General features: G+C 71.6%; 26 protein-coding genes and 2 tRNA genes. 20 read left to right on the forward strand and 8 right to left on the reverse strand.

Going from position 1 to position 24,616, the window contains the following annotated elements:
* Positions 1–334 precede the first annotated feature (334 nt).
* The 6 genes from dnaA (at position 335) to ACW0Q9_RS02025 (ending at position 6,735) form a co-directional block, all read left to right on the forward strand.
* Positions 335–2,173 (forward strand): chromosomal replication initiator protein DnaA, encoded by a 1,839-nt coding sequence (gene dnaA / locus ACW0Q9_RS02000; protein ID WP_456178048.1) that lies wholly within the window; start codon positions 335–337, stop codon positions 2,171–2,173.
* Between the two features lie 277 nt (positions 2,174–2,450).
* Complete coding sequence (locus ACW0Q9_RS02005; protein WP_456178049.1) at positions 2,451–2,723, forward strand: hypothetical protein; 273 nt, start codon at positions 2,451–2,453, stop codon at positions 2,721–2,723.
* A 211-nt stretch (positions 2,724–2,934) separates the two neighbouring features.
* A complete protein-coding gene (dnaN, locus tag ACW0Q9_RS02010) occupies positions 2,935–4,068 on the forward strand; it encodes a DNA polymerase III subunit beta (RefSeq protein ID WP_456178050.1) in 1,134 nt (377 codons plus the stop codon).
* A 40-nt stretch (positions 4,069–4,108) separates the two neighbouring features.
* Positions 4,109–4,981, forward strand: a complete 873-nt coding sequence (gene gnd, locus ACW0Q9_RS02015; protein ID WP_456178051.1) for a phosphogluconate dehydrogenase (NAD(+)-dependent, decarboxylating) — start codon at positions 4,109–4,111, stop codon at positions 4,979–4,981.
* 16 nt (positions 4,982–4,997) lie between these two features.
* Positions 4,998–6,131: a DNA replication/repair protein RecF gene (recF, locus tag ACW0Q9_RS02020; protein WP_456178053.1), complete on the forward strand. Its 1,134-nt coding sequence runs from the start codon at positions 4,998–5,000 to the stop codon at positions 6,129–6,131.
* Positions 6,121–6,735, forward strand: coding sequence for a DUF721 domain-containing protein (locus ACW0Q9_RS02025; RefSeq protein ID WP_456178054.1), 615 nt, complete (start codon positions 6,121–6,123; stop codon positions 6,733–6,735). Before recF ends, ACW0Q9_RS02025 begins: the two co-directional genes overlap by 11 nt.
* 3 nt (positions 6,736–6,738) lie before the next feature.
* Here ACW0Q9_RS02025 and ACW0Q9_RS02030 read toward each other — a convergent pair whose 3' ends face one another.
* Positions 6,739–6,966, reverse strand: coding sequence for a hypothetical protein (locus tag ACW0Q9_RS02030; RefSeq protein ID WP_456178056.1), 228 nt, complete (start codon positions 6,964–6,966; stop codon positions 6,739–6,741).
* A 93-nt stretch (positions 6,967–7,059) separates the two neighbouring features.
* Between ACW0Q9_RS02030 and ACW0Q9_RS02035 the strand changes: the two genes are divergently transcribed.
* Complete coding sequence (locus tag ACW0Q9_RS02035) at positions 7,060–7,554, forward strand: MarR family winged helix-turn-helix transcriptional regulator (protein ID WP_456178058.1); 495 nt, start codon at positions 7,060–7,062, stop codon at positions 7,552–7,554.
* Here the strand turns inward: ACW0Q9_RS02035 and ACW0Q9_RS02040 are convergent.
* Positions 7,539–8,093, reverse strand: coding sequence for a hypothetical protein (locus ACW0Q9_RS02040; RefSeq protein WP_456178060.1), 555 nt, complete (start codon positions 8,091–8,093; stop codon positions 7,539–7,541). The genes ACW0Q9_RS02035 and ACW0Q9_RS02040 overlap by 16 nt on opposite strands.
* Positions 8,094–8,620: 527 nt before the next feature.
* Between ACW0Q9_RS02040 and gyrB the strand changes: the two genes are divergently transcribed.
* The 7 genes from gyrB (at position 8,621) to ACW0Q9_RS02075 (ending at position 16,034) form a co-directional block, all read left to right on the forward strand.
* Positions 8,621–10,567 (forward strand): DNA topoisomerase (ATP-hydrolyzing) subunit B, encoded by a 1,947-nt coding sequence (gene gyrB, locus ACW0Q9_RS02045; protein WP_456178062.1) that lies wholly within the window; start codon positions 8,621–8,623, stop codon positions 10,565–10,567.
* Between the two features lie 130 nt (positions 10,568–10,697).
* Positions 10,698–13,223 (forward strand): DNA gyrase subunit A, encoded by a 2,526-nt coding sequence (gyrA, locus tag ACW0Q9_RS02050; protein WP_456178064.1) that lies wholly within the window; start codon positions 10,698–10,700, stop codon positions 13,221–13,223.
* A 3-nt stretch (positions 13,224–13,226) separates the two neighbouring features.
* A complete protein-coding gene (locus ACW0Q9_RS02055; protein ID WP_456178066.1) occupies positions 13,227–14,135 on the forward strand; it encodes a DUF3566 domain-containing protein in 909 nt (302 codons plus the stop codon).
* 150 nt (positions 14,136–14,285) lie between these two features.
* Positions 14,286–14,359: transfer RNA gene (locus ACW0Q9_RS02060), tRNA-Ile, on the forward strand.
* 43 nt (positions 14,360–14,402) lie between these two features.
* Positions 14,403–14,531, forward strand: a complete 129-nt coding sequence (locus tag ACW0Q9_RS02065) for a DLW-39 family protein (RefSeq protein WP_357331877.1) — start codon at positions 14,403–14,405, stop codon at positions 14,529–14,531.
* 46 nt (positions 14,532–14,577) lie between these two features.
* Positions 14,578–14,653: transfer RNA gene (locus ACW0Q9_RS02070), tRNA-Ala, on the forward strand.
* 121 nt (positions 14,654–14,774) lie between these two features.
* Positions 14,775–16,034 (forward strand): low temperature requirement protein A, encoded by a 1,260-nt coding sequence (locus ACW0Q9_RS02075; protein ID WP_456178135.1) that lies wholly within the window; start codon positions 14,775–14,777, stop codon positions 16,032–16,034.
* A 156-nt stretch (positions 16,035–16,190) separates the two neighbouring features.
* On the opposite strand, the gene ACW0Q9_RS02080 is transcribed toward ACW0Q9_RS02075, so the two are convergent.
* Positions 16,191–16,937, reverse strand: a complete 747-nt coding sequence (locus ACW0Q9_RS02080) for a phosphotransferase family protein (RefSeq protein ID WP_456178068.1) — start codon at positions 16,935–16,937, stop codon at positions 16,191–16,193.
* Positions 16,938–17,227: 290 nt separating this feature from the next.
* Here ACW0Q9_RS02080 and ACW0Q9_RS02085 point away from each other — a divergent pair, with 290 nt between their 5' ends.
* From ACW0Q9_RS02085 to ACW0Q9_RS02095, 3 genes are all read left to right on the forward strand, one after another.
* On the forward strand, positions 17,228–17,788 hold the full coding sequence (locus tag ACW0Q9_RS02085) for an RNA polymerase sigma factor (protein ID WP_456178070.1): 561 nt from the start codon (positions 17,228–17,230) through the stop codon (positions 17,786–17,788).
* Positions 17,785–18,951, forward strand: a complete 1,167-nt coding sequence (locus tag ACW0Q9_RS02090) for a CU044_5270 family protein (RefSeq protein WP_456178072.1) — start codon at positions 17,785–17,787, stop codon at positions 18,949–18,951. Before ACW0Q9_RS02085 ends, ACW0Q9_RS02090 begins: the two co-directional genes overlap by 4 nt.
* A 159-nt stretch (positions 18,952–19,110) precedes the next feature.
* Positions 19,111–19,464, forward strand: a complete 354-nt coding sequence (locus ACW0Q9_RS02095) for a hypothetical protein (protein ID WP_456178074.1) — start codon at positions 19,111–19,113, stop codon at positions 19,462–19,464.
* A 4-nt stretch (positions 19,465–19,468) separates the two neighbouring features.
* Here ACW0Q9_RS02095 and ACW0Q9_RS02100 read toward each other — a convergent pair whose 3' ends face one another.
* Complete coding sequence (locus tag ACW0Q9_RS02100) at positions 19,469–20,059, reverse strand: dienelactone hydrolase family protein (RefSeq protein WP_456178076.1); 591 nt, start codon at positions 20,057–20,059, stop codon at positions 19,469–19,471.
* Between the two features lie 63 nt (positions 20,060–20,122).
* Between ACW0Q9_RS02100 and ACW0Q9_RS02105 the strand changes: the two genes are divergently transcribed.
* The gene (locus tag ACW0Q9_RS02105; RefSeq protein ID WP_456178078.1) at positions 20,123–20,722 is read left to right on the forward strand and encodes a helix-turn-helix domain-containing protein; all 600 of its coding nucleotides are present in this window, start codon (positions 20,123–20,125) and stop codon (positions 20,720–20,722) included.
* Here ACW0Q9_RS02105 and ACW0Q9_RS02110 read toward each other — a convergent pair.
* The 3 genes from ACW0Q9_RS02110 to ACW0Q9_RS02120 form a co-directional block, all read right to left on the reverse strand.
* A complete protein-coding gene (locus tag ACW0Q9_RS02110; RefSeq protein ID WP_456178080.1) occupies positions 20,716–20,973 on the reverse strand; it encodes a DUF7660 family protein in 258 nt (85 codons plus the stop codon). The two genes, ACW0Q9_RS02105 and ACW0Q9_RS02110, sit on opposite strands and share 7 nt — an antisense overlap.
* Positions 20,974–21,041: 68 nt before the next feature.
* A complete protein-coding gene (locus tag ACW0Q9_RS02115; protein WP_456178082.1) occupies positions 21,042–21,941 on the reverse strand; it encodes an aminoglycoside phosphotransferase family protein in 900 nt (299 codons plus the stop codon).
* A 42-nt stretch (positions 21,942–21,983) separates the two neighbouring features.
* Complete coding sequence (locus ACW0Q9_RS02120; protein ID WP_456178084.1) at positions 21,984–22,535, reverse strand: hypothetical protein; 552 nt, start codon at positions 22,533–22,535, stop codon at positions 21,984–21,986.
* Positions 22,536–22,585: 50 nt separating this feature from the next.
* Here ACW0Q9_RS02120 and ACW0Q9_RS02125 point away from each other — a divergent pair, with 50 nt between their 5' ends.
* The gene (locus ACW0Q9_RS02125) at positions 22,586–23,557 is read left to right on the forward strand and encodes an L-threonylcarbamoyladenylate synthase (RefSeq protein WP_456178086.1); all 972 of its coding nucleotides are present in this window, start codon (positions 22,586–22,588) and stop codon (positions 23,555–23,557) included.
* A gap of 4 nt (positions 23,558–23,561) precedes the next feature.
* Here the strand turns inward: ACW0Q9_RS02125 and ACW0Q9_RS02130 are convergent, their stop codons facing one another.
* Positions 23,562–24,020 carry a GNAT family N-acetyltransferase gene (locus tag ACW0Q9_RS02130; RefSeq protein ID WP_456178088.1) on the reverse strand — a complete coding sequence of 153 codons (459 nt, stop codon included), beginning with the start codon at positions 24,018–24,020 and terminating at the stop codon, positions 23,562–23,564.
* Positions 24,021–24,139: 119 nt separating this feature from the next.
* On the opposite strand from ACW0Q9_RS02130, the gene ACW0Q9_RS02135 reads away from it, so the two are divergent.
* Positions 24,140–24,559: a CBS domain-containing protein gene (locus tag ACW0Q9_RS02135; RefSeq protein ID WP_456178090.1), complete on the forward strand. Its 420-nt coding sequence runs from the start codon at positions 24,140–24,142 to the stop codon at positions 24,557–24,559.
* The last annotated feature ends 57 nt before the right edge of the window (positions 24,560–24,616 follow it).

Consider the following 24,616-nt stretch of genomic DNA (forward strand, 5'->3'; position numbering starts at 1 on the left):
CGGAAGCGCGACCGAAGGGGCGGTTTTCACTGATGTTGACAGAGCTGCCCCGGTGTCGACGGTTGATGGCGCGGGGTCCGCGCTGTTAGCGTGCCCGATTGCGGTCAGCGTCGGGGGTTCGGATTGTCGCTGACCGGCAAGACCGGACAAGGTAGTGAATCGTTCGGCACGGTGAACCCGCTTCAGCGCCTCCGGGAACCAGGGGGGCAGGTCCGACCCGCGTCCGGTGGGCGGCCACAATCGGTCGGTACACACAGGCTGTGGATAACTTGTGGATGACGACCGGTCAGCCGTCCGGGCGGGCGTGAGGAGAGGCGAGGGGGGTGGCACGACGGTGACCGGTTCGACCGACCTTGCCGCGGTGTGGACGGCGACGACCGACGAACTCGCCGACGAGATCATCTCTGCGCAGCAGCGGGCGTACCTCCGGTTGACCGGGCTGCGGGCGATCGTCGAGGACACCGCGCTGCTCTCCGTCCCGGACGCGTTCACCCGGGACGTGATCGAGTCCCGGCTCCGCCCGGCCATCACCGAGGCGTTGAGCCGCCGGCTCGGCCGGCCCATCCAGGTCGCCGTCACCGTGCGCGTCGCCGAGGACCCGGGCGGCCGCCCGGCCGGCACCGTCTACCGCAGCGGCCCGGAGCCGCTCGCCGAGCCCGACGGTCCCGCGGACCTGCTCGCCGGCTTCGACCAGCCCGGCCCGGCGGAGACCGCGCCCGGCTTCCCCCAGCTGGGATTCCCCTCGGCCCGGCCGGAGGCCGCGGCGTACGCCGATCCGCGCCCGGAGCCGCCGGCCGAGGAGCCGGCCCCCCGGCAGCGGACCGCCGACGGCACCCGGCCGCAGGTGATCCCGGCCAGCCGGGACGGGCAGGACACGCTGTTCAGTGCGGCCTTCGCCGAGCCGCTGCGCGCCGCTCCCGAGCGCCGCGCCTTCGACGAGCGGCCCCGGGTCGAGCCGCCCGCGCCCGACGCCGGCGGCTACGAGCCCCGCTACCGCGAAACGCCCGGCCCGGCCGACCCCGCACCGCTGCGCGGACTGCCCCGGGACGGCGCCACGGACAGCGGTCCCGGCCGCGGCGGCCCGGACCACCACCGCCCGGGCGGCCAGGCCGACCGGCGGCTGCCCGGCGGGGCGGAGAGCGGCGGCAACCGGCTCAACCCGAAGTACATGTTCGAGACGTTCGTCATCGGCTCGTCCAACCGCTTCGCCCACGCGGCGAGCGTCGCGGTGGCCGAGTCGCCGGCGAAGGCGTACAACCCGCTCTTCATCTACGGCAGTTCCGGGCTGGGCAAGACCCACCTGCTGCACGCCATCGGGCACTACGCCACGACGCTGGGCAACGCCCGCTCGGTCCGCTACGTCTCGACCGAGGAGTTCACCAACGACTTCATCAACTCCCTGCGCGACGACAAGACCAGCGCGTTCCAGCGTCGCTACCGGGACGTGGACATCCTCCTGATCGACGACATCCAGTTCCTGGAGAACCGGGAGCGGACCCAGGAGGAGTTCTTCCACACCTTCAACACCCTGCACAACGCCAACAAGCAGATCGTGATCACCTCCGACCGCTCGCCGAAGCAGCTGGCGACACTGGAGGACCGGCTGCGCACCCGGTTCGAGTGGGGGCTGCTGGCCGACATCCAGCCGCCGGACCTCGAGACCCGGATCGCGATCCTGCAGAAGAAGGCGGCGCAGGAGCGGCTGTTCGCCCCGCCGGACGTGCTGGAGTTCATCGCCTCCCGGGTGTCGAACTCGATCCGGGAACTCGAGGGCGCGCTGATCCGGGTCACCGCGTTCGCCAGCCTCACCCGCTCGTCGGTGGAGCTGTCGCTGGCCGAGGAGGTGCTGCGGGACTTCATCCCGGACGGCGCCGGCCCGGAGATCACCGCCGACCAGATCATGGTGTCCACCGCGGACTACTTCGGGGTGAGCCTGGAGGACCTGCGCGGCCACTCCCGGTCCCGGGTGCTCGTCAACGCCCGCCAGGTGGCCATGTACCTGTGCCGGGAGCTGACCGACCTGTCGCTGCCCCGGATCGGCCAGGCGTTCGGCGGCCGGGACCACACCACCGTCATGCACGCCGACCGGAAGATCCGTCAGCAGATGGCGGAGCGCCGCTCGCTCTACAACCAGATCGCCGAGCTGACCAACCGGATCAAGCAGACCACCTGACCCGTACGCGGACGCGAGAGCCCGGCCGGGCCCACCGGCCGGGCTTTTTCGTGCCTGTGGAGAGCCGGCGCTTGACCCTCGACCCGCTTCAGGGCCCACGATCGGGGTCGTGTTCATCCACACCTCGGCCCGGTTGTCCACATCCCCTGTGACACAGGCGGTGGAAAACCACGCTCGGTTTCCGGCCGGTTACCCACAGACTGTGGACAACCCCTGGGGACGAGGCTGTGGACGCCTGGGGACAGCGCGTCGGTTGTCCACCGACGACGGTCGGCCTGTGGGCGACCTGTTGAAGGTTCTGGGGATGACGACGGTCGACGCCGTCGGCGCTGTCCACAACACTGGGGAGAAACCCGGTGGATTAGCGGTGGACAACCGGTGGACAACCGTGGACAACCCGGCGGCTGGCGACGGCTGTGGACCGGAACACGGGTTGTACCCCTGGTTCTCCACAGCCAAACCACCGGTGGATAACCTGTCTGACCTGGGCGGACGCGGGTTCTCCACAGTTTGCACAGGTGCGATGAAGACGATGAGTTATCTCTTCTAAACAACAAAAACCAATCATCACCGTTGGACTTCCTGTGGATCGGGCCGGAGCACTGCCGCCGGCAGTCGCCCGGGCACCTGGATCCACGGGGTCGGGCGCACAGCCGATGCCCACGCGCCCTAAGGTGCGATGGGTACCCGCACGGTCGGGCGGGACGGGTGGCAGCGGTCGGCATGAGAGAGTTGTCGCTGACGTCGACGCGGAGGCATTGATGAAGTTCCGAGTGGAGCGCGACGCGCTCGCCGAGGCGGTCGCCTGGACCGCCAAGAGCCTGCCCAACCGACCTTCCGTACCGGTGCTGGCCGGGGTGATGCTCCGGGTCACCGACGGCAACCTCCAGGTCTCCGGCTTCGACTACGAGGTCTCCAGCCAGGTCACCGTCGAGGTGCAGGGTGACGCCGACGGCGCCGCCCTGGTCTCCGGCCGGCTGCTCGCCGAGATCACCAAGGCGCTGCCGGCCAAGCCGGTGGACATCGCCGCCGTGGGCGCGCACCTGGAGCTGGTCTGCGGCAGTGCCCGGTTCACGCTGCCGACCATGCCGGTCGAGGACTACCCGACCCTGCCGGAGATGCCGGAGAGCGCCGGCACCGTCGACGCGGCCGCCTTCGCCGCCGCGGTGGCCCAGGTGGCCGTGGCCGCCGGCCGCGACGAGACGCTGCCGATGATGACCGGCGTCCGGATCGAGCTGTCCGGCAGCACGCTGGCGATGCTCGCCACCGACCGCTACCGCCTCGCCCTGCGCGAGATGGAGTGGAACCCGGACGACCCGGAGATCAGCCTCAACGCGCTGGTGCCCGCCCGCACGCTGCACGACACCGCCAAGGCTCTCGGCCCGCTGGGCGGCCACGTCACCATGGCGCTCTCCCAGGGCGGCGCCGGCGAAGGCATGATCGGCTTCTCCGGCGGCACCCGCCGGACCACCAGCCGGCTGCTCGACGGGGCCAACTACCCGCCCGTGCGCTCGCTCTTCCCGGCCAGCCACAACGCCGAGGCCCGGGTTCCGGTCGCCACGCTCATCGAGGTGGTCAAGCGCGTGGCCCTGGTCGCCGAGCGCACCACCCCGGTGCTGCTCAGCTTCAGCTCCGACGGCCTGGTGGTCGAGGCCGGCGGCACCGAGGAGGCCCGGGCCAGCGAGGCCATGGAGGCGACCTTCACCGGCGACCCGCTGACCATCGGCTTCAACCCGCAGTACCTGATCGACGGCCTGAGCAACCTGGGCGCGCAGTACGCCCAGCTGGCGTTCGTCGACGCCTTCAAGCCCGCGGTGATTTCCCCCGCCGGCGAGGATGGCGAGGTCATCCCGGGGTACCGGTACCTCATCATGCCGATCCGCGTGTCCCGCTGATCGACGGCAGCACCACCCAGACGTACGGAGGTAGGAGCAGATGCAGCTCGGCCTGGTAGGACTCGGCCGGATGGGCGGCAACATGCGCGAGCGGTTGCGCGCCGCCGGTCACGAGGTGGTCGGCTACGACCGCAACGCGGAGCTGAGCGACGTCGCGAGCCTCGCGGAGCTGGCCGAGAAGCTGGAGTCGCCCCGCGCGGTCTGGGTGATGGTTCCGGCCGGCGTCACCGACGCCACCATCGACGAGCTCGCCGGCGTCCTCGGCGAGGGCGACATCATCATCGACGGCGGGAACTCCCGGTTCAGCGACGACGCCCCGCGCGCCGAGCGCCTCAACGAGCAGGGCATCGGCTACATCGACGTCGGCGTCTCCGGCGGCGTCTGGGGCAAGCAGAACGGGTACGCCCTGATGGTCGGCGGCGCCCAGGAGCACGTCGAGCGGCTGATGCCGATCTTCGAGGCGCTCAAGCCGGCGGGCGAGTTCGGCTTCGTGCACGCCGGCCCGGTGGGCGCCGGCCACTACGCCAAGATGGTGCACAACGGCATCGAGTACGGCCTGATGCACGCCTACGCCGAGGGCTACGAGCTGCTGGCCGCCTCCGAGCTGGTGACCAACGTGCCGGGCGTCTTCAAGTCCTGGCGCGAGGGCACCGTGGTCCGGTCCTGGCTGCTCGACCTGCTGGACCGGGCGCTGGACGAGGACCCGGAGCTGGCCGAGCTGAGCGGCTACACCGAGGACACCGGCGAGGGCCGGTGGACGGTCGACGAGGCGGTCCGGCTCGCCGTGCCGCTGAACGTCATCACCGCCTCGCTGTTCGCCCGGTTCGCCTCCCGGCAGGACGACTCGCCCGCCATGAAGGCCGTCGCCGCGCTGCGCCAGCAGTTCGGCGGGCACGCCGTCCGCAAGCGCTGACCGGTATCCACAGCCTGTGTACGTCCGCCGGCTCGAACTTGTCGACTTCCGCTCGTACGAGCGGGTCGGCGTCGACCTGGAGCCGGGCCCGAACGTGCTGGTCGGCGCGAACGGCGTCGGCAAGACCAACCTGGTCGAGGCGTTGGGCTACGTGGCGACCCTGGACTCGCACCGGGTCGCCACGGACGCCCCGCTGGTCCGGATGGGCGCCACCTCGGCGGTGATCCGCTGCGCGGTGGTGCACGAGGGCCGGGAGCTGCTGATCGAGCTGGAGATCGTCCCGGGCAAGGCCAACCGGGCCCGGCTGGGCCGTTCGCCGGCCCGTAGGGCCCGGGACGTGCTCGGCGCGCTGCGGCTGGTGCTCTTCGCCCCGGAGGACCTGGAGCTGGTCCGCGGCGATCCGGCCGAGCGCCGCCGCTACCTGGACGACCTGCTGGTCACCCGCCAGCCCCGGTACGCCGGCGTGCGCGCCGACTACGAGCGGGTGGTCAAGCAGCGCAACGCGCTGCTGCGGACGGCGTACCTGGCCCGGAAGACGGGCGGCTCCCGGGGCGGGGACCTGTCCACCCTCGCCGTCTGGGACACCCACCTGGCGCACCACGGCGCGGAGCTGCTCGCCGGCCGGCTGGAGCTGGTCGCCGCGCTGACCCCGCACGTCGCGAAGGCGTACGACGCGGTGGCGGCGGGCAGGGGGGCGGCGGGGATCGCGTACCGGCCGTCGGTGGAGCTGCCCGAGTCGACCACGGACCGGGCGGCGCTGGTCGAGGCGCTCGCCGCCGCGCTGACCGCGAGCCGGGCGGCGGAGATCGAGCGGGGCACCACGCTGGTCGGCCCGCACCGGGACGACCTGGCGCTGACCCTCGGCCCGCTGCCCGCCAAGGGCTACGCCAGCCACGGCGAGTCCTGGTCGTACGCGCTGGCGCTGCGGCTGGCCGGGTACGACCTGCTGCGCGCCGACGGGATCGAGCCGGTGCTGGTGCTGGACGACGTCTTCGCCGAGCTGGACGCCGGCCGGCGGGAGCGGCTGGCCGAGCTGGTCGGCGGCGCGAGCCAGCTTCTGGTGACCTGCGCGGTGGACGACGACGTGCCGGCGACCCTGCGGGGCACCCGGTACGCGGTGGGCGAGGGGACGGTACGCCGTGTCGGATGAGGTGCAGCTCCCGCCCGCCCGGCTGGGGCCGGGACGCGGTGCGCGTACCCCGGAGGGGTCGGAAGCGAAGCCGGGCGGCGACGCCGGCGCGAACCTGCCGGAGGGGGCGTCCGGGCCGGAGCTGGCCCGGGCGGTGCTGGACGCGGCCAAGGCCCGCCGGCAGGCGGCGGCCGGCACCCGGCGGCGCAGCGCGGTCCGTGGCGACGGCGAGAAGCGGCTGCGTGGCTACTCGGGTCCGGGGCCGGACCCGCGCGACCCGCAGCCGCTCGGCGCGGTGCTGGACAAGCTGGTCAAGGCGCGCGGCTGGCAGCAGCCGGCGGCCGAGGCGACGGTCTTCGGCGCCTGGGAGCGGGTGGTCGGGCCGGAGGTGGCGCAGCACAGCCGCCCGGTGAAGCTGGAGAACGGCGAGCTGACCGTGGAGGCCCGCTCGACGGCCTGGGCCACCCAGCTGCGGCTGCTCGCCGGCTCGCTGCTCAAGCAGATCGCCAGCGAGGTCGGCCACAACGTGGTGCGCAAGCTGCATATCCACGGCCCGGCCGCGCCCTCGTGGTCGCGCGGCCCGCGCCGGGTGCGCGGCCGCGGCCCCCGCGACACCTACGGCTGACCGTCACCGGTCGGCGCGGCGGGCCTCCCGCTGGGCGCGCTTGAGTTCCCGCTGCTCGCGGCTCCACTGCTTGCGCCGCTCCAGGTCCTGCTTCCACGCCTCGCGGGCCAGCCGTGAGCCGCCCTGCACGGCGCCCTGCACCTGGGAGGGGCCGGCGAGGTTGCGGAACACCCAACCCATGAGGCGACCGCCCCTGCCGGAAGCGTCGCCCACCTGCTCGTCGTCGCTCATCCGCCCGCCCTCTCCGGCCACGTACCATTGGTGTGCAAACAATTGGTACACCAATGATTGGTACGATCGCAACCGACGACGAGGAGGACGAGGGTGGCGGACCAGATCGAGGGCGATCCCCTGGCGCTGGAGCAGCAGGTGTGCTTCGCGCTCTCCGTCGCCGCGCGCGGTGTCGTCGCGGTCTACCGCCCGCTGCTGGAGCCGATGGGCCTCACCCACCCGCAGTACCTGGTCATGCTGGCGCTCTGGCAGCACGCGCCGCTGTCCGTGCGGGAGCTGAGCCGGCTGCTCCAGCTCGACCCGGGCACCCTGTCACCGCTGTTGAAGCGGCTCGAAGCCGCCGGCTACGTGCGGCGGGAGCGGGACGCGTCGGACGAGCGCAGCCTGGCCGTCTCGCTCACCCCCGGCGGGCAGGCCCTCCGGGCGCAGGCCGAGCGGATCCCGCCGGCGATCGTGCAGCGGCTCGGCCTGCCGCTGGCGGACCTGCGGCACCTGCACACCGTGCTGACCGAGGTGATCGCGGCGGCCAACCGGGCCGTGACGGCTGAGCCCGGCGCCGCCGGGCAGCCGGGTCAGGCGTCGGCGTAGACCGCGAAGCCGCGCTCGGCGCAGCGCCGGTAGAAGGCGGCGAGCACGCTCAGCTCGGCGCAGGTGAAGTTCCACTGCGGCGGCTCGCCGCTCTCGTCGCGCAGCTTGTCCAGCCGGCTGTCCAGCCAGCGGAGCTGCTGCTCGGCCAGCCGCCCGTCGCCGAGCAGCGAGCGCAGCACCTCGCTCACCGACTCGAAGGTGACCGCCTCACCGAACGGGCGGTGCCGGGTCACGAACTTCTCCACGCCGTCGGCGATCCAGGAGCAGCCGTCCGGATCGATCACCGGGTCCTCGTCCTCCGCCGAGTTCTCCGTGGCGTAGAGCACATTCTCCAGGCCGAGGATGAGGTCGACCAGCTCGGTGTACGCGGTCGCCCGCACCGTGCCGGTCTTCGCGATCAACTCGGCGAGCGCGGCGGTCGGCGCCGAGATGCGTGGCATGTCCACGATTTCGCCGAAGTCGACGAACTCGGCCGGCGCGACCGGATCGTAGAAGCGGCCGGTCCGCGGCCAGTGCACCGCGACGTTGTCCAGCCCCATCTGGCGTCACCTCTCAGCAAGCACGTTGTCCGACCGATCGGGTCGATCGTCCCGGTTCCGTCCGCGAAAGATCAAGACCGCCGCGGCGGCGCCGCAAAAGGTACGGCACGGCAGGTCCCGCCGCGACCCCCGGTCGGCCACCTGCCGATACCGATCCGGTGCCAGCCGCGCCCTCGATCAGGCCCTGGCGTGTAGGGGGAGTCGCGGACAGCACGGTTCGGCCCGCTACGGCAATCTCAGCCGCCCCGCAGGGGGTGCCGAGTGGCGGTTTGGTCGGCTGCGCAGAGTAAGATTGACGGCGAGACGAAAGACCCGACACGGAGCGGCGGACAGGGGCCCCAGGGCCCTTGATCATTGTCCCGCATCGGGTCGAGCCGATCGCGATCCGCGGGCAACCGCGGCGACCGGCGCACGCGATCCGTGACCTGGAGATTATCCGGACCGGTCCGCGCGCGCCGACGTCGCGTCCTGTCCGCCGAACCCGCGCCCCGCGCCCTGGCGCGGCCGGTGCGAGAAAGTGGCCGAGGGTGGCAGCGGAGGACAACAAGAAGTACGGCGCCGAGTCGATCACCGTTCTCGAGGGTCTGGAGGCGGTCCGGAAGCGGCCCGGTATGTACATCGGGTCCACCGGTGAACGCGGCCTGCACCACCTCGTGTGGGAGGTCGTCGACAACGCGGTGGACGAGGCGCTGGCCGGCTACTGCGACACCATCGACGTGGTGCTGCTGGCCGACGGCGGGGTTCGGGTCACCGACAACGGGCGCGGCTTCCCGGTCGACCTCCACCCGAAGCTGAAGAAGCCGGGTGTCGAGGTCGCGCTGACCGTGCTGCACGCGGGCGGCAAGTTCGACGGCAAGGCGTACGCGGTCTCCGGCGGCCTGCACGGCGTCGGCGTCTCGGTGGTGAACGCGCTCTCCACCAAGATGGCCGTGGAGATCCACAAGGACGGCTTCGTCTGGCGGCAGCAGTACCACCACTCCAAGCCGACCGCGCTGGAGAAGGGCGAGCCGACGGACCGGACCGGTTCGGCGGTCTCCTTCTGGCCCGACCCGGACGTCTTCGAGACCGTCGACTTCGACTTCCAGACCATCTACCGCCGGCTGCAGGAGATGGCCTTCCTCACCCGCGGCCTCACCATCCACCTGCTCGACGAGCGGGTGGCGGAGACCGAGGAGGGCAAGCCGCGCGAGGTCACCTTCCACTACGAGGGCGGCATCGCCGACTTCGTCCGGCACCTCAACGCCTCGAAGAACCCGATCCACAAGACGGTGGTCGAGTTCGGGTCCGAGGAGGAGGGCATGTCGGTCGAGATCGCCATGCAGTGGAACGAGTCGTACGGCGAGTCGGTCTACACCTTCGCCAACAACATCAACACCCACGAGGGCGGCACCCACGAGGAGGGCTTCCGGGCCGCGCTGACCAGCGTGGTCAACCGCTACGGCGCGGACAAGAAGCTGCTCAAGGGCGACGAGCGGCTCTCCGGTGAGGACATCCGCGAGGGCCTGGCCGCGATCATCTCGGTCAAGCTGACCAACCCGCAGTTCGAGGGCCAGACGAAGACCAAGCTCGGCAACACCCCGGTGAAGAGCTTCGTGCAGCGGGTCTGCAACGAGTCGCTTGTCGACTGGTTCGACCGGAACCCGGCCGAGGCGAAGATCATCGTCACCAAGGCGTCCCAGGCCGCCCGGGCCCGGATCGCCGCCCAGCAGGCGCGGAAGCTGGCCCGGCGGAAGTCGCTGCTGGAGTCCGGCTCGATGCCGGGCAAGCTGGCCGACTGCCAGTCCACCGACCCGCGCGAGTCCGAGGTGTTCATCGTCGAGGGTGACTCCGCCGGCGGCTCGGCCAAGCAGGGGCGCGACCCGCGTACCCAGGCGATCCTGCCGATCCGCGGCAAGATCCTGAACGTGGAGAAGGCCCGGATCGACCGGGTGCTGAAGAACAACGAGGTCCAGGCGCTCATCACCGCGCTGGGCACCGGCATCCACGACGACTTCGACATCGAGAAGCTGCGCTACCACAAGATCGTGCTGATGGCCGACGCCGACGTCGACGGCCAGCACATCCAGACGCTGCTGCTCACCCTGCTCTTCCGCTTCATGCGACCGCTTGTCGAGCTGGGCCACGTCTACCTGGCCGCCCCGCCGCTCTACAAGATCAAGTGGAACAAGAAGGGCGACGACGCGCAGTACGCGTACTCGGACCGGGAGCGGGACGGACTCATCGCGCTGCGCCAGCAGAAGAAGCCCAACGCCCGGCCGGACGACATCCAGCGGTTCAAGGGTCTCGGTGAGATGAACTACCCCGAGCTGTGGGAGACCACGATGAACCCGGCCACCCGCACCCTGCGGCAGGTGACGCTCGACGACGCCGCAACCGCCGACGAGCTGTTCAGCGTGTTGATGGGTGAGGACGTCGAGGCGCGCCGGTCGTTCATCCAGCGCAACGCCAAGGACGTGCGGTTCCTGGACATCTGACGGACCGGGCCGGGTCGGCCGGAGATCCACCGGCCGGCCCGGCGGTCCACAGAGTTATCCACAGTCTGGCCGGTTTCCACAGCCGTTATCCACAGCACGAACACGACTCTGAGTCTGATAAGGGTTAACAGTGACCGATACTCCCGAGTCCACGCCGAACGAGCCGGAGGCCCCGGAGACACTCGCCGCGGTCGTCGCTCACGACCGGATCGAGCCGGTCGGCCTCGAGGTCGAGATGCAGCGCTCGTACCTCGACTACGCGATGAGCGTGATCGTCGGGCGTGCCCTGCCGGACGTCCGGGACGGGCTCAAGCCGGTCCACCGCAAGATCCTCTACGCCATGTTCGACTCCGGCTACCGGCCGGACCGCGGCTACGTGAAGTGCTCCCGCGTCGTCGGTGACGTGATGGGTCAGTTCCACCCGCACGGCGACTCGGCCATCTACGACGCGCTGGTCCGGATGGCGCAGCCCTGGTCGCTGCGCTACCCGCTTGTCGACGGCAACGGCAACTTCGGCTCGCCGGGCAACGACCCGGCCGCGGCCATGCGGTACACCGAGTGCAAGCTCGACCCGCTGGCCATGGAGATGCTCCGGGACATCGACGAGGACACCGTCGACCTCCAGGACAACTACGACGGCCGGGCCAAGGAGCCCACCATCCTGCCGTCCCGCATCCCCAACCTGCTGATCAACGGCTCCGAGGGCATCGCGGTCGGCATGGCCACCAAGATCCCGCCGCACAACCTGCGCGAGATCGGCGCGGCCGTGCAGTGGTGCCTGGAGAACCCGGAGGCCGACGAGGCCACCACCCTCGAGGCGCTGCTGGAGATCGTCAAGGGCCCGGACTTCCCGACCCACGGCCTGATCGTCGGTCAGTCCGGCATCCAGGACGCCTACCGGACCGGGCGCGGCTCGATCCGGATGCGCGCCGTGGTGGAGGTCGAGGAGGACAAGCGCGGCCGCCCGGCCCTGGTGGTCAGCGAGCTGCCCTACCAGGTCAACCCGGACAACCTGGCCGAGCGGATCGCCGAGCTGATCAAGGAGGGCAAGCTCGCCGGCATCGCCGACATCCGCGACGAGTCCTCCGGTCGCACCGGCATGCGGATCGTCCTCGTGCTCAAGCGCGACGCGGTCGCCAAGGTGGTGCTGAACAACCTCTACAAGCACACCCAGCTCCAGGAGACCTTCGGCGCCAACATGCTGGCGCTTGTCGACGGCGTCCCGCGCACGCTCAACCTGGCCCAGTTCATCCGCTACTACGTCGAGCACCAGATCGAGGTCATCCGCCGGCGGACCGCGTTCCGGCTGCGCAAGGCCGAGGAGCGGGCGCACATCCTCCGCGGTCTGGCCAAGGCGCTGGACGCCCTCGACGAGGTGATCGCCCTGATCCGGCGCTCGCCCACGGTGGAGGACGCCCGCCAGGGCCTCATCCGGCTGCTGGACATCGACGAGGTCCAGGCGACCGCGATCCTGGACATGCAGCTGCGCCGGCTGGCCGCTCTGGAGCGGCAGCGGATCCTCGACGACCTGGCCAAGCTCGAGGTGGAGATCGCCGACCTCAAGGACATCCTGGCCAAGCCCGAGCGGCAGCGGCGGATCGTCTCCGAGGAACTGGGCGAGATCGTCGCCAAGTGGGGCGACGACCGGCGCACGAAGATCGTGCCGTTCGACGGCGAGGTCTCGATGGAGGACCTCATCGCCCGCGAGGACGTGGTCGTCACGATCACCCGCACCGGGTACGCCAAGCGCACCAAGGTCGACCTCTACCGCTCGCAGCGGCGGGGCGGCAAGGGCGTCAGCGGGGCGACGCTGCGGCAGGACGACATCGTCAGCCACTTCTTCGTATGCTCCACCCACGACTGGATCCTGTTCTTCACGAACAAGGGCCGGGTCTACCGGGCCAAGGCGTACGAGCTTCCCGAAGCCAGTAGGGTGGCCAAGGGCCAGCACGTGGCCAATCTGCTCGCCTTCCAAGCGGACGAGCAGATCGCGCAGATCATCGAAATCCCGAACTACCAGGTGGCCCCCTACCTGGTACTGGCCACGAAGAACGGCCTGGTGAAGAAGACGCGGCTCGAGGAGTTCGACTCCAACCGTTCCGGCGGAGTCATCGCGATCAACCTGCGCGATGAGGACGAGCTGGTCGGTGCTGCCCTCGTCGCCCCGACGGACGACCTGCTGCTGGTCTCGAAGAACGCCCAGGCCATCCGCTTCAACGCCAGCGACGAGGCGCTGCGCCCGATGGGCCGGGCCACCTCCGGCGTGATCGGCATGCGGTTCAGCGAGGAGGATGTCCTGCTCGCGATGGAGGTCGTCCGCGAGGGTATGGAAATGGACGTGCTGGTCGCGACGAACGGGGGATACGCGAAACGTACCCCGATCGAGGAATACCCGGTGCAGGGCCGGGGAGGTAAGGGCGTGCTGACTGCGAAGATCACCGAGCGACGCGGTGGTCTGGTCGGCGCGGTGGTGATCAGCCCGGACGACGAGCTGTTCGCGATCACCAGCAACGGTGGCGTCATCCGGACTCCGGTGAAGCCTGTACGCCGTACGCGTGACCGGAACACAATGGGGGTCAAGCTGATGGACCTCCCGGACGGCGTGACTATCGTGGCGATTGCTCGCAATGCCGACGAGCCTGACGAACAGGACTAGTTGATGACGGAGACACAGGCGAAGTCGGGGAACAAGGGGACCTCGGCCAACCCGGTCGACGAGGAGGCCGCACAGGGCGGTACACCAGCGACCGGCCGCGCGGCCGTGGGCCGGGCCACGGTCCCCGCCGACGCGCCTGCCCCGAAGTTCACCCGGGCTCCCGGCATGACCCCGCCGCCGGACAAGCCCGGCGAGGACTCGCGGCCGTCCGAGCAGGCCGAGACCAAGGTCGACGCCCCGACCTCGGCCGACGGGCTGGCCGCCCCGGCTGCGGCGAAGCCCGCCACGACCCCGCAGCCGGCCAAGCCGGCCGCGGCCGCCCGGCCGTCCACAGGCGCCACCGCCACGCAGCCGGTCGTCGGCGGCGGCCTGGGCACCGCGCCGAAGCCGTCGCCGGACGGAGCCCGTCCCGGCGCCACGGGCCGCCCCGCCAACGGGGGCGGCCTGCCGCCGGGCATCAGCGGCGCCGCCGCCGTCGGGGCCGCCCGCGTGGGTGAGGCGGTACGCGCCGCGCGTACCTCGGTCGGCTCGGCCGCGTCGCGCGGGCCGCGTCGGGCCCGGCTGAACCTCAAGCGGATCGACCCGTGGTCCGTGATGAAGTTCGCGTTCGCGGTCTCCGTGGTGCTCTTCATCGTGGTGGTCGTCGCCACCTCGGTGCTCTACCTGGCCCTGGACGCGATGGGCGTGTTCAAGAGCGTCAACGACAGCCTCACCGACCTGGTGAACGCCGGCGGCGGCCAGGGCGGCGGCGGCTTCCGCATCACGGCCAAGGGCGTGATCCTCAGCTCCGCGCTGATCGGCCTGGTCAACGTGGTGCTCTTCACCGCGCTGGCCACGCTGGGCGCGTTCGTCTACAACGTCTGCGCCGACCTGGTCGGCGGCATCGAGCTGACGCTCGCCGAGCGGGACTGAGCCTGACGACGACGCCGGGGCACCGCGTAAAGCGGTCGCCCCGGCGTCGCATGTCCGGGTAGGTTCATGATGGCGCGGGTGAGCGCGCCGCCACGGCCCCCCGATTTGGGCGGCACGGCGGCGATGGGTTAACCTTGCTCGTCGCTACGCGGGGCTATAGCTCAGTCGGTTAGAGCGCAGAGCTGATAACTCTGAGGTCGCTGGTTCGATTCCAGCTAGCCCCACCGCACATCGTCCGACGGTAGTCGAGCGCGAGGGGTCAAGCCCATGTTCAAGAAGCTCCTGATCCTGGCCAGCGTCGTCGGCGTGGCCGCCGTCGTGGCCAAGAAGATCAAGGCGTCGAACGACGAGCGCGCTCTCTGGCACGAGGCGACCACCGCGCCCGACCTGCGCTGACCGCGCCGCCTCCGACTGCCAGCCACCGGGCGAATCCGCCCACCTCGGGGCCCTAGCTCAACTGGCAGAGCACTGCCTTTGCAAGGCAGGGGTTAGGGGTTCAAGTCCCCTGGGCTCCACCATCTTCAATCCTCACTGCGGGACAGTGAGCCCAAGCAGTCCGAAAGCCGGGGACTGGCGGGGCACCGGGAGCCTTTTCACACTTTTGCCGTGTTCGGTCTCTCGGGGCTGAAGACTGGGTCGGTGACCGAGGGTGGAACTGGTGGCCGGCGGAACGGGGGGAATCAGGAACCGCCGGGTCGGGAAGCCGCAAAGACGGAGAGCGCCGAGCGAGACAGCCGGCGAGCCAACTTCCTGGAGTTGTTCTTCGACCTGGTGCTGGTCTTCGCGTTGTCGGGAGTCGTGTCGCGCGTCGTGCCCGACCTGTCCGGCGACACCTTCGCGGAGCGGTGGGCGGGGCTGCTGTATGTCCTCGTGCTGGTCGTGCCGATCATGTGGCTGTGGACGACCACCTCCCACATCACGAGCCGCTTCGACCCGCGCCGACCAGTCGTCCAGGCTATGGTGCTGCTCACCGCGCTGGGCGTGGTCTTCATGGCGTCGTCGTTGCCGTACGCGTTCCGGGAACGCGGCTACGCGTATGCCGTGCCGTACGTGGTGCTTCAGGTGGGACGACCGTTGGTCCTCATCTGGCTCGTGCGAGATCTTGCGCAGCGGAGCCTGAACACCCGGTCGGCGATCTGGTTCACCCTGTCGGCCGTGCCGTGGCTGGTCGGCACCCTGGTTGAGGACGCGGCCCGGGTGACCCTGTGGTCGCTTGCCATCACGATCGACCTCCTGGCGGCCCGCTCCGCCTGGCCGGTGCCCGGAATGAGCCGAACGGTGGACAGCGCCTGGGAACCCAGCAAGACACATCACCTTGCCGACCGGTACGAGCAACTCCTGCTGATCGCGCTCGGCGAGAGCGTGCTGTCACTGGGGATCGCCTACACCGACATACCGGTGTCACTGGCCACGACGCTGGCGCTGCTGGTCGGCTTCGCCACCACAGTGCTGCTGTGGCGGATCTACTACTACCGCGCGGGTCAGGTGCTCCCCGAAGCCGTCGACTCAGCCGGGGACCAGATCAGAGCCGGCCGGAACACCGGGCGTGCCCACATGCTGATGGTCCTGGGCATCGTGCTCGTCGCGGTCGGCTACGAGATCGTCCTGGCCCACCCGGGCGGTCACGTGCGGCCGGCGTGGCTGGTCGCGATCCTCGGCGGGCCGATCATCTATCTCGTCGGCCGGATCGTCCTGGAACGCGTGGTCTTCGATCGACTCGCCCGGCGCAGGCTGGTCGGCATCGCCGCACTGGCCGTCGCGGCACTGGTGCTGGCCTTCACCACACCGCTGATCGCAGCGGCAGGCGCCCTCGCGATACTCCTCGGCATGGCCCTGGCCGACGCCAGGCAGGCCAAGGGGCGACCACCAGAAGTCCCCTCACCAGCTGGTCCCCGTTGAAGGCTGGGTAGCCGAAGAGGTCCCGGCCCTGCTGAGTGGTCAGGCCCCCTGGGCTCCGCTCTTACCGCCTCTGAGCAGGCGTTTGCCGCGCAAGATCAATCGGCCCAGAATTGGCATGACCGGCTCGATATTGCACCGGTCGTCGGGCTCGCAGGCTCACATCCGGGATTTCAACACGTCGATCTCGCAGCCCGGCGCGTACGGGTCGAAGCCGTGCTCGATCAGCCAGCGAACCCCCAGCAGGCTTCGCAACGACCACCACGCGTGGATCACGTCGAGGTCGACGTCGGTGCCGTAGCCGGCGATGACGTCGTCGAGGTGCTCCTCATGCCCGAGCGTGAAGGTGGCGAGGTCGTACAGGGCATCACCCTGGCCCGCCTCGGACCAGTCGATGATGCCCGTGACCTCGTCGCCGTCGACGAAGACGTGCGCGATCTGCAGGTCGCCGTGTGTGAACGCCGGAGTCCACGGCCGAAGCGCGGCCTCGGCGACCTGGCGGTTGCGGATGACGAGGTCGGCGGGCAGGTCGCCGTTCGTCACAAGCAACTCGCACTCGTCGTCGAGTTCCGCCGCCAGTGCGACGATGCTCCGGCCGGCCCGGCCGGGCCGGGGCGGCAGCGGCGCGTCGTGCAACTTCCGGATGGTGGCGCCCGCCGCGGCCCACGCCGCAGGCGACCCGGTCGACGGCCCACCGAGGCGCCCAAGCGTCGTCCCCGGGAGTGCGGCGATCGCGAGCACGGGCGGCTTGCACCAGAGGACCTCCGGGGTCGGGACCGGCGCGAGGGACATCGCCTCGACCTCGGCGTCGATGCGCGCCTGATCGGCGTCCACCTTGAGGAACACGTCGCCGACGCGCAGGGTCGCGCGCTCGGAATGGGCGACGACGACCTCGACCTCATCCATGGGCGACAGTATCCCGGGGATGGTCGCCGACGTCGCCGGCTTATCGCGCGCGACTCCGCTGCTGACCGCGTCCCGCTACCCGCCAGGCGCCGCCGCGAATGTGGGGCAACCGTTCGTGCGGGACGAGCACGTCATGTGCGGTGAAACGTCGAGCGGCGGTGACGGGGACGCGGTGATGAGGCCCCTGCGATCGCAGGCTTGCGGCCAGTGTTCAATTCCCCAGGTAAGAAACGGGGTGCCCGAGACATTTCCTGGTGACAGAGAAACTCTGACGGGAAGGGCCGAAGCTGGTGCCAGAACCCGAACCGGAAGATCATTTCACCGCGGTGTATCAGGCGCACCACCGGCAGGTGTACGCGTATGCCGTCACGCGCGCCGGTCGCCAGCTGGCCGACGAGATCGTGGCCGAGACGTTCCTGGTGGCGTGGCGGCGGTTGCCGGCGCTGCCGAGGGCAACGCCGCTGCCCTGGCTGCTTGCCGTCGCCCGCAATGTCGTGGGTGAGCGATACCGCGCGGAGGAACGGCAGCAGGCCATCGCTGCCGAGATGCGTGCGTGGATCAGGGACGAGCAGTTGTCCGTCGCCGACGTGGCAGACGGCGTTGCCGAGCGGGCGGCGGTGCTCACCGCGCTGGCCCAATTGTCCGACGAGGACCGCGAATTGTTGACCCTGGTGGCCTGGCATGGGCTGGCGCCCAGTCACGCGGCTCGGGTGCTCGGCTGCTCCACGGCGACGTACTACGTGCGCCTGCATCGCGCCCGGCGTCACTTGAGGAACGCCATGACTGTCGCCACCGAACCGGAATTGCCTCGACCCACCACCACGCTCGTTCCGAAGGAGTCGATCCGATGAGGCGAACGCCAGATGTTCAGGACCTGCTCGCCAAGGCCCGGCCGGCGCGACTGGACCCACCGCCGGATCGAGGCGAGCACAGCGCACAGGCCGTCGCCGGCATCATGGCCAACGCTCCGGCCGCGGACGGGCACGCCGCGCTCGGCCAGCCCCGGAGGGCCAGGCCGCTACGCGTGGCGTTCCTCGGGACGGTGGGGGCGACCGCGGCGGCCGTCACCGCGGTCGTCGTGGCCGTGGCCGGCCCGAGCACCGCTCCGCGTACTGCACCCGACGCCGCGCCCGGCGTCGCGTCGCCCGCCAGGCAGGAGCCGATGGACTCCAGCCGGTTGTTGCTCGTGGCAGCCGAACGCAGCGACAAGGCCCCGCAAGCCGGCGGCCGCTATCTGACCATGCAGACGGAGAGTGGCATCGCGGTGCCGGTCGAGGCCGCCGACGGCACGTACACCATGTTCCACAAGGTCGGTAGCCAGTACTGGCTGGCCCGCTCCCGCGCCGACGCCAGTTGGGCGATGTCGCAGCCGCTCGGCGCCGCGCCCGCCACAGCGAGCGACGAGGCCGCCTGGCGCCGCAACGGTTCCCCGGCCGTCATCAAGGTCGCCAAGCCGAAGCCGTTCGACCTGACGATCGCCCCCGGCGAGGTGTACGGCAACAGGGTCGACCCCGCCCACCTCTTCGCCCTCGGCGACCGGAACGTGTCGCAGGCACAACTCGATGCGCTGCCGACCGAACCGGCCGCCCTCCGCGGCGCACTGCTCAGCCGCTTCGACGGGGGAGGTGGCGACATGCCCACCGACCGCGACCAGTGGCTGTTCACGGTCGCCGCCAGCGTGGTGATCGACCTGCCGGTCAGTAACGGGGTCCGCGCGGCGGCTTACCGCATGCTCGCCACGTTGCCGGGCGTGCGCGGGCTGGGGGTGGTCAACGACGTGCAGGGTCGGCCCGGGCAGGCAGTCGCGTTCGCGCCGGCCAGGTCCGGGAATGGACTCGAGGTTCGTCTGATCATCGACCCCGACACCGGGCGGGCGCTCAGCAAGGAGATGCGCGTGGTGAAGCCGCGTGGCTCGTGGTCGTGGATGGCGCCGGGCGCGCTGTACACGTACGACCTGGTGCTGGTCTCGAAGAACACCGACGAGAACCCGCCGACGGTGGACGTCGAGAACTGATCTCCTGAACAACCGGCCGGCGGCGACAGGACGGCGCCGCCGGCCCGGTGGGAAAGCTGCTCGCCTTCCTGGAGCGGTGCCCGCGGCAGACGGGTCGACGGCCACCAGCGCGAGGCGGCGGGCGGTCCGTCACGGCCGCGCCGCCTCTAGGCTGAGCCGATGATCGAAGATCGGAAGCCGCCGTCCCGGCTCAGCGGCTTCTGGGTCTGCCTCGCCGGCGCCGCCTTCTTCGCGGCGTTGCTGGCGATCCTCCAGCCGATCACCCGCTACGAGGACTGCCCCAACTACGGCGGGAACGGCAACGCGAGCGCGTTCGCGAATCCCGCCCGGGACTTCTATCTGACGCTCCTGTTGTTCGGCTGGGTCTTCCTGGTCGTGCTGGAGCAGACGTTGTCGGTGACCTGGCGCGGACGTGGTCGCGCCGACGCCGCGCTCCGGGCGGCCGGCGCGATCACGGTGACGACGGTCGCCGCGTGCGGCCTCTTCGCCGCCGTGGCGGTGGTGTGCCACTGACGGCTCAGCCCAGCCGGTCGAGGAACTCCCGCGAGCGCCGCAGCACGAGCGCCGTCGCGTCCGCGTCGTAGGTGGGCAGCGAGCTGTCGGTGAACAGGTGTGCCTCGCCGGGGTAGACGAACAGCTCACCCCGTTCGGGCCCGACGATCCCGACCAGCTCGCGTGCGGAGTCGATGTCGCCCTCCAGGGCGAAGAACGGGTCCTTGTCCATGCCGTGGATCTGCACCGGGACGCCGTCCGGCCACGGGCCGACGGCCCACTCGCCGGTCACCGGCAGGCAGGACTCGTAGAGCAGGGCGCCGCGGGCGCCGGGCCGGGTCTGGGCGAGCCGCTGTGCGGTGGCGGCGCCCCAGGAGAAGCCGGCGTAGACGAGGTCCTTCGGCAGGTCGGCCACGACCCGGTCGGCGCGGTCGTCGAGCGCCTCGCCGCCGATGCGCTTGGTCAGGGCGGCGCCGTCCTCGATGGTCGCCGGCCGCGCGCCGTCGAACAGGTCGGGGGTGTGCACGGTGTGCCCGCCGGCGCGCAGGTGGTCGGCGAAAGCGCGTACGCCCTCGGTGAGCCCTTGGATGTGGTGGAAGAGCACGATGTCGGCCATCTCTAGACTCCTGTCAACGAACCAGAGCGATCGAATGATCCAGAATTCTAGAACGGTCGAGAAATGTCGGTCAATCAGCAGATCCCGGATTACGACCTCGACGAGATGCTCGTGGTCACCGCGCCCGAGCAGTTGCGCGCGCTGGCTGACCCGTTGCGCTCCACCCTCCTGGAGCTGCTCCTGGAGCGGGCCGCCACGGTCAACGAGATGGCCCGGGCCGTCGACCGGCCGAAGAGCAGCGTGGCGTACCACGTGAACCTGCTGGTCGACGCCGGCCTGCTCCGGGTGGTGCGGACCCGGCGGGTGCGGGCCATCGAGGAGCGGTTCTACGGCCGGGTCGCCCGCACCTTCTACGTCGGCGTGCTCAACCGGCCCGAGGACAAGCAGGTCGTGGCACGGATGAACGGGCTCGCCGAGGCGGCCGCCGAGGCCGCCGCGGCCCACGCCGCCGACGAGCTGCGGTGCACGCTCGTCCACGCGCGCATCCCGATCGAGGACGTACGGACGTTCTGGGCGGAGGTCCAGGCGCTCGCCCGCCGCTTCGCCCAGATCCCCCGCTCCGGCGACCAGGTGTACGGCTTCGCCGCCGGCCTCTACCCCACCGACGCGCCCACCCTCCCGGACACCGAGCCCGACCCCGCCGACCGGCCCGACGTTCAGTAGTGGTGGGCGGCGTCGTACAGCACGTCGGCGACGAGCTGCCAGGACGGCTGGGCCGGTCCGGGTCGGCCGGCCCGGCGCTGGAGGCGTACCCGGTCGCGGAGCTGGGTGGCGCAGGCCGCCAGGAACTGGTCGAGTTCCAGGTTCACCACGGCGTCCGGTGCCCGGGCCACGTCGTCGGCGAGCCACTGCAGCCAGGTGACCAGGTCGTCGGCGTTCTCGACGCGCTTGCGCGGGCGGTCGTCGTCGGTCATTCGTCCCTCCTCGGGCCCGCCGGCCGCCGGCGGAGCACCACGACCGTGTCTACCCGTCGGGACGTGGTTCAGCGGGCGGCGTCGGCCAGCACCTCGCGGAGGGCGTGGGAGGTCTGCCGGACGATCCCCGGGTTGGTGTCCCAGTAGTAGGGCAGGGCGATCACCGCCTGGAGCAGCGCCCAGCCCCGGCCGCGCAGCCAGGAGGCATCGTCCACCGCGAGTTCGGCGCGGAACCGGGCGCGGCTGCGGCCGGTGAAGAGGTTCCACGCCGGTTGCAGGTCGCAGGCCGGGTCGCCGACGTTCAGCCCGCCGAAGTCGATGACCGCGGAGAGCCGCTCGTCGACCACCAGCAGGTTGCCGGGCAGCAGATCACCGTGCACCCAGACGCCCGGCCCGTCCCAGGCGGGCGCGTCCAGCGACTCCTGCCAGGCGCGCAGCACCGCGCCGCCGTCGACCCGGTCGCCGAGCCGGCGTACCGCGGCGCGGACCCCCTCGTCCAGCTCCGCGAGGTCGGCACCCCGGCTGCGGGGCGGTCGGGGGTACGCGCCGGCGGTGTCGATCCGCCGCAGCGCTTCGACGAAGGCGGCCAGGTCGACCGCGGCCGTGTCCGGGTCGTACCGGGCGGTGCTGGCGCTCTCGCCCGGCAGCCACTCGTAGACGGACCAGTCGAAGGGGTAGCCCTCGGCGGGACCGCCCATGGCCAGCGGCACGGGCAGGGCGAGCGGCAGGTGCGGGGCCAGCCGGGGCAGCCACTCGGCCTCCCGGGCCGCCTGCTGCGTGGCCCAGCCGATCCGGGGCAGCCGTACCGCCAGGTCGTCGCCGAGCCGGTAGACGTCGTGGTCCGTCCCGTGCGACGGAACGAGTCGGAGCGGCCGGTCGGCCCAGTGCGGGAACTGCCCGGCGAGCAGCCGTCGCACCAGGTCGACGTCGGTCAGCACCTCGTCGGCGTGCATCTTGATCCGGTTCACGGCGATCATCCTGGAGCGGCCCCGGTGCGGCCGCAATCGAGTTCAGTCCGTCCGGCGGCGCCAGGTCAGCGTCATGCCGAGGATCACCAGGCCGGCCGGCAGGGCCGCCACCAGCAGTCCCCGCCGCGGCGCCAGCCGCAGGCGCAGGGCTAGCCGGCGGTCCGGTTCCGGGGTCACCGCGTACTGCTGGCCCGTGGCGTCGGGGTCGAGCCGGCAGGTGAGGCGGTAGCCGCCGGCGGCGGGGGCGGCGAAGGTCGACACCCAGGTCCAGGTCGTGTCGTCGGTGGCCACCTCGGTCCACTCGACCATGTGCCCGGGCTCGTCCGCCGGCACCGGCCGCCCGTCCGGGCCGGTCACCCGGCACCGGTCGCCGTCCGGGGCGCCGGCCGGCCGGGTGGCCCAGACGGCGTACCGGCCGGGGGTGAGGTCGACGGTGAGGTCGTCGTAGCGCGGGCCGGCGAGGCGGAGCGGGAGGGGCGCGGGCTCGGCCGCCGGCGAGAGGGCCCGCTGGACGGCCGGCACGGCGGTCAGCAGGCCGAGGCAGCCGACCAGCACAAGGACGCCGGCCACCGCCAGCGCCAGCCGCCTGCCCATGGGGGCAGGGTAGTGCCGGGCCGGCGTCCCCGGCAGGCTAGCGTCGGTGCGTGAGCACCGGATCCCCGCGCGTCCTCCCGGCCGACAGCGGCATCGCCGAGGCCGCCGTCGTCCTGCGCTCCGGCGGGCTGGTCGCCTTCCCCACCGAGACCGTCTACGGGCTGGGCGCGAACGCGCTGGACGCCCGGGCGGCCGCCCGGATCTTCGAGGCGAAGGCCCGCCCCGGCTTCGACCCGCTGATCAGCCACCTGGCCGACGCCGCCGACCTGCCCGGTCTGGTCGGCGCGGTGCCACCGGCGGTGGCCGCGCTGGTGGAGCGCTTCTGGCCCGGCCCGCTCACCCTGATCGTGGACCGGCCGGCCGTGATCCCGCCGATCGTCACGTCCGGGCTGGACACCATGGCCGTCCGGGTGCCGGACGAGCCGTCCGCGCGGGCGTTGATCGCCGCCGCCGGGGTGCCGGTGGCCGCGCCCAGCGCCAACCGGTTCGGGCAGCTCAGCCCCACCCGGGCCGAGCACGTGGTGGCCGGGCTGGGCGCCGCCGTGGACGTGGTGCTCGACGGCGGCCCGACCCGGTGCGGGATCGAGTCGACAATCGTGGACGCCCGCGGCGAGCGGCCGGTGGTGCTCCGGCTGGGCGCGTTGCCGGTGGAGGCGCTGGTCGAGGCGGTCGGACCCGTCGAGGTACGCCCCGGCAGCTCCGGCCAGCCGGTCGCGCCCGGGACGCTGGCCGCGCACTACGCCCCGCGTACCCCGTTGCGGTTGGGCGCGGCGGCCGAGGGGGACGGCGGCCGGCGGGGGTTCCTGGCCTTCCGGGAGCGGCCGGCGCGGGGTGACTGGGCGGCGGTGGAGGTGCTGTCGCCCGAGGGTGACCTGACCGCGGCGGCCGCGCGGCTCTTCGACGCCCTGCACCGGCTCGACGCGACCGGGGTGACCGAGATCGTCGCCGAGCCGGTGCCGGAGGTCGGCGTGGGCCGGGCGATCAACGACCGGCTCCGGCGCGCCGCCGCCACCTGGCGCTGACCCGTCAGAGTGCCAGTTCGCCGACCACCTGATCGCCGCTCAGCTCGCCGGTGAGCCGGAAGCCGAGCCGGCGGTAGAAGCGCTCCGGGCCGTGCGGGCCGGGCGCCCAGGTGACGAACATCCGGTCCGCGCCCCGGCGGCGCAGCTCGTCGGCGAGCGCCGCCACGGCGAACCGCCCGTAGCCCCGGCCCTGCTGGTCGGCGGCGATGTTCAGCCGCCACAGGCCGGAGCGGACGTCGGCCGGGTCCTGACCCCACCGGATGTCGAGGAAGCCCATCAGGAAGCCCACCGGCCGGTCGCCGTCGACGATGAGCCGTGGCCAGGCGACCGCCGGCTGGGCGTACGCCTCGGCGAGCGACCGGGCGACCGGGGCGACCAGCCCCTCCTGGTCGGGACGGACGGCGATCGCGCAGGCGGCCAGGACGTTGTCCGGGGTGATCTGCTCCAGGTGAGGTGACGGCACCGCCGCACCCTAGCCGCGGCCCCGGCCCGCGATCGATCCCATTTACGCCGTCGGCATGGCCGGGGCCGGTGGGGGTAGGAGTACGGGCAACAACCCCCCGAAAGTGAGGTGTCATGCCAATGCCGACCGCACGCGAGATCATGACCAGCGACGTGAGCTGTGTCCGGGAGCAGGACGACCTCCGGACCGCCGCCCGACGGATGGCCGAGCTCGGGGTGGGCTCGCTGCCGATCTGCGGCGAGGACAACCGCCTCAAGGGCATGGTGACCGACCGCGACATCGTGGTGAAGGTGCTGGCCACGGGCAAGGACCCGGCCGACGTGACCGCCGGTGAGCTGGCCCAGGGCGAGGCCGTGACCATCGGCGCGGACGACGACGCCGCCGAGATCCTGCGGACCATGGGCGAGCACAAGGTACGCCGGCTGCCGGTGATCGACGGGCACGAGCTCGTCGGCATCGTGGCCGTCGCGGACGTGGCCCGCTCGCTGCCCGAACGCCCGGTGGGCGACCTCATCGAGGCGATCTCCGAGCGCTCCTGACCGCGACCCGCACAGCACCGCTCGCCGCCCCTCCGGCCCCGCGCCGGAGCGGGCGGC

The sequence above is a fragment of the Micromonospora sp. I033 genome (genome assembly GCF_053890995.1).

What these genes read in the sequence shown, in the direction of transcription:
- ACW0Q9_RS02055 (WP_456178066.1), top strand. Translation starts at nt 13,227, where the DNA reads ATGACGGAGACACAGGCGAAGTCGGGGAACAAGGGGACCTCGGCCAAC.
- ACW0Q9_RS02100 (WP_456178076.1), bottom strand. Translation starts at nt 20,059, where the DNA reads ATGGCCGACATCGTGCTCTTCCACCACATCCAAGGGCTCACCGAGGGC.
- ACW0Q9_RS02110 (WP_456178080.1), bottom strand. Translation starts at nt 20,973, where the DNA reads ATGACCGACGACGACCGCCCGCGCAAGCGCGTCGAGAACGCCGACGAC.
- ACW0Q9_RS02105 (WP_456178078.1), top strand. Translation starts at nt 20,123, where the DNA reads ATGTCGGTCAATCAGCAGATCCCGGATTACGACCTCGACGAGATGCTC.
- ACW0Q9_RS02095 (WP_456178074.1), top strand. Translation starts at nt 19,111, where the DNA reads ATGATCGAAGATCGGAAGCCGCCGTCCCGGCTCAGCGGCTTCTGGGTC.
- ACW0Q9_RS02080 (WP_456178068.1), bottom strand. Translation starts at nt 16,937, where the DNA reads ATGGATGAGGTCGAGGTCGTCGTCGCCCATTCCGAGCGCGCGACCCTG.
- ACW0Q9_RS02090 (WP_456178072.1), top strand. Translation starts at nt 17,785, where the DNA reads ATGAGGCGAACGCCAGATGTTCAGGACCTGCTCGCCAAGGCCCGGCCG.
- ACW0Q9_RS02120 (WP_456178084.1), bottom strand. Translation starts at nt 22,535, where the DNA reads ATGGGCAGGCGGCTGGCGCTGGCGGTGGCCGGCGTCCTTGTGCTGGTC.
- ACW0Q9_RS02065 (WP_357331877.1), top strand. Translation starts at nt 14,403, where the DNA reads ATGTTCAAGAAGCTCCTGATCCTGGCCAGCGTCGTCGGCGTGGCCGCC.
- dnaN (WP_456178050.1), top strand. Translation starts at nt 2,935, where the DNA reads ATGAAGTTCCGAGTGGAGCGCGACGCGCTCGCCGAGGCGGTCGCCTGG.
- ACW0Q9_RS02040 (WP_456178060.1), bottom strand. Translation starts at nt 8,093, where the DNA reads ATGGGGCTGGACAACGTCGCGGTGCACTGGCCGCGGACCGGCCGCTTC.
- ACW0Q9_RS02030 (WP_456178056.1), bottom strand. Translation starts at nt 6,966, where the DNA reads ATGAGCGACGACGAGCAGGTGGGCGACGCTTCCGGCAGGGGCGGTCGC.
- ACW0Q9_RS02135 (WP_456178090.1), top strand. Translation starts at nt 24,140, where the DNA reads ATGCCGACCGCACGCGAGATCATGACCAGCGACGTGAGCTGTGTCCGG.
- gnd (WP_456178051.1), top strand. Translation starts at nt 4,109, where the DNA reads ATGCAGCTCGGCCTGGTAGGACTCGGCCGGATGGGCGGCAACATGCGC.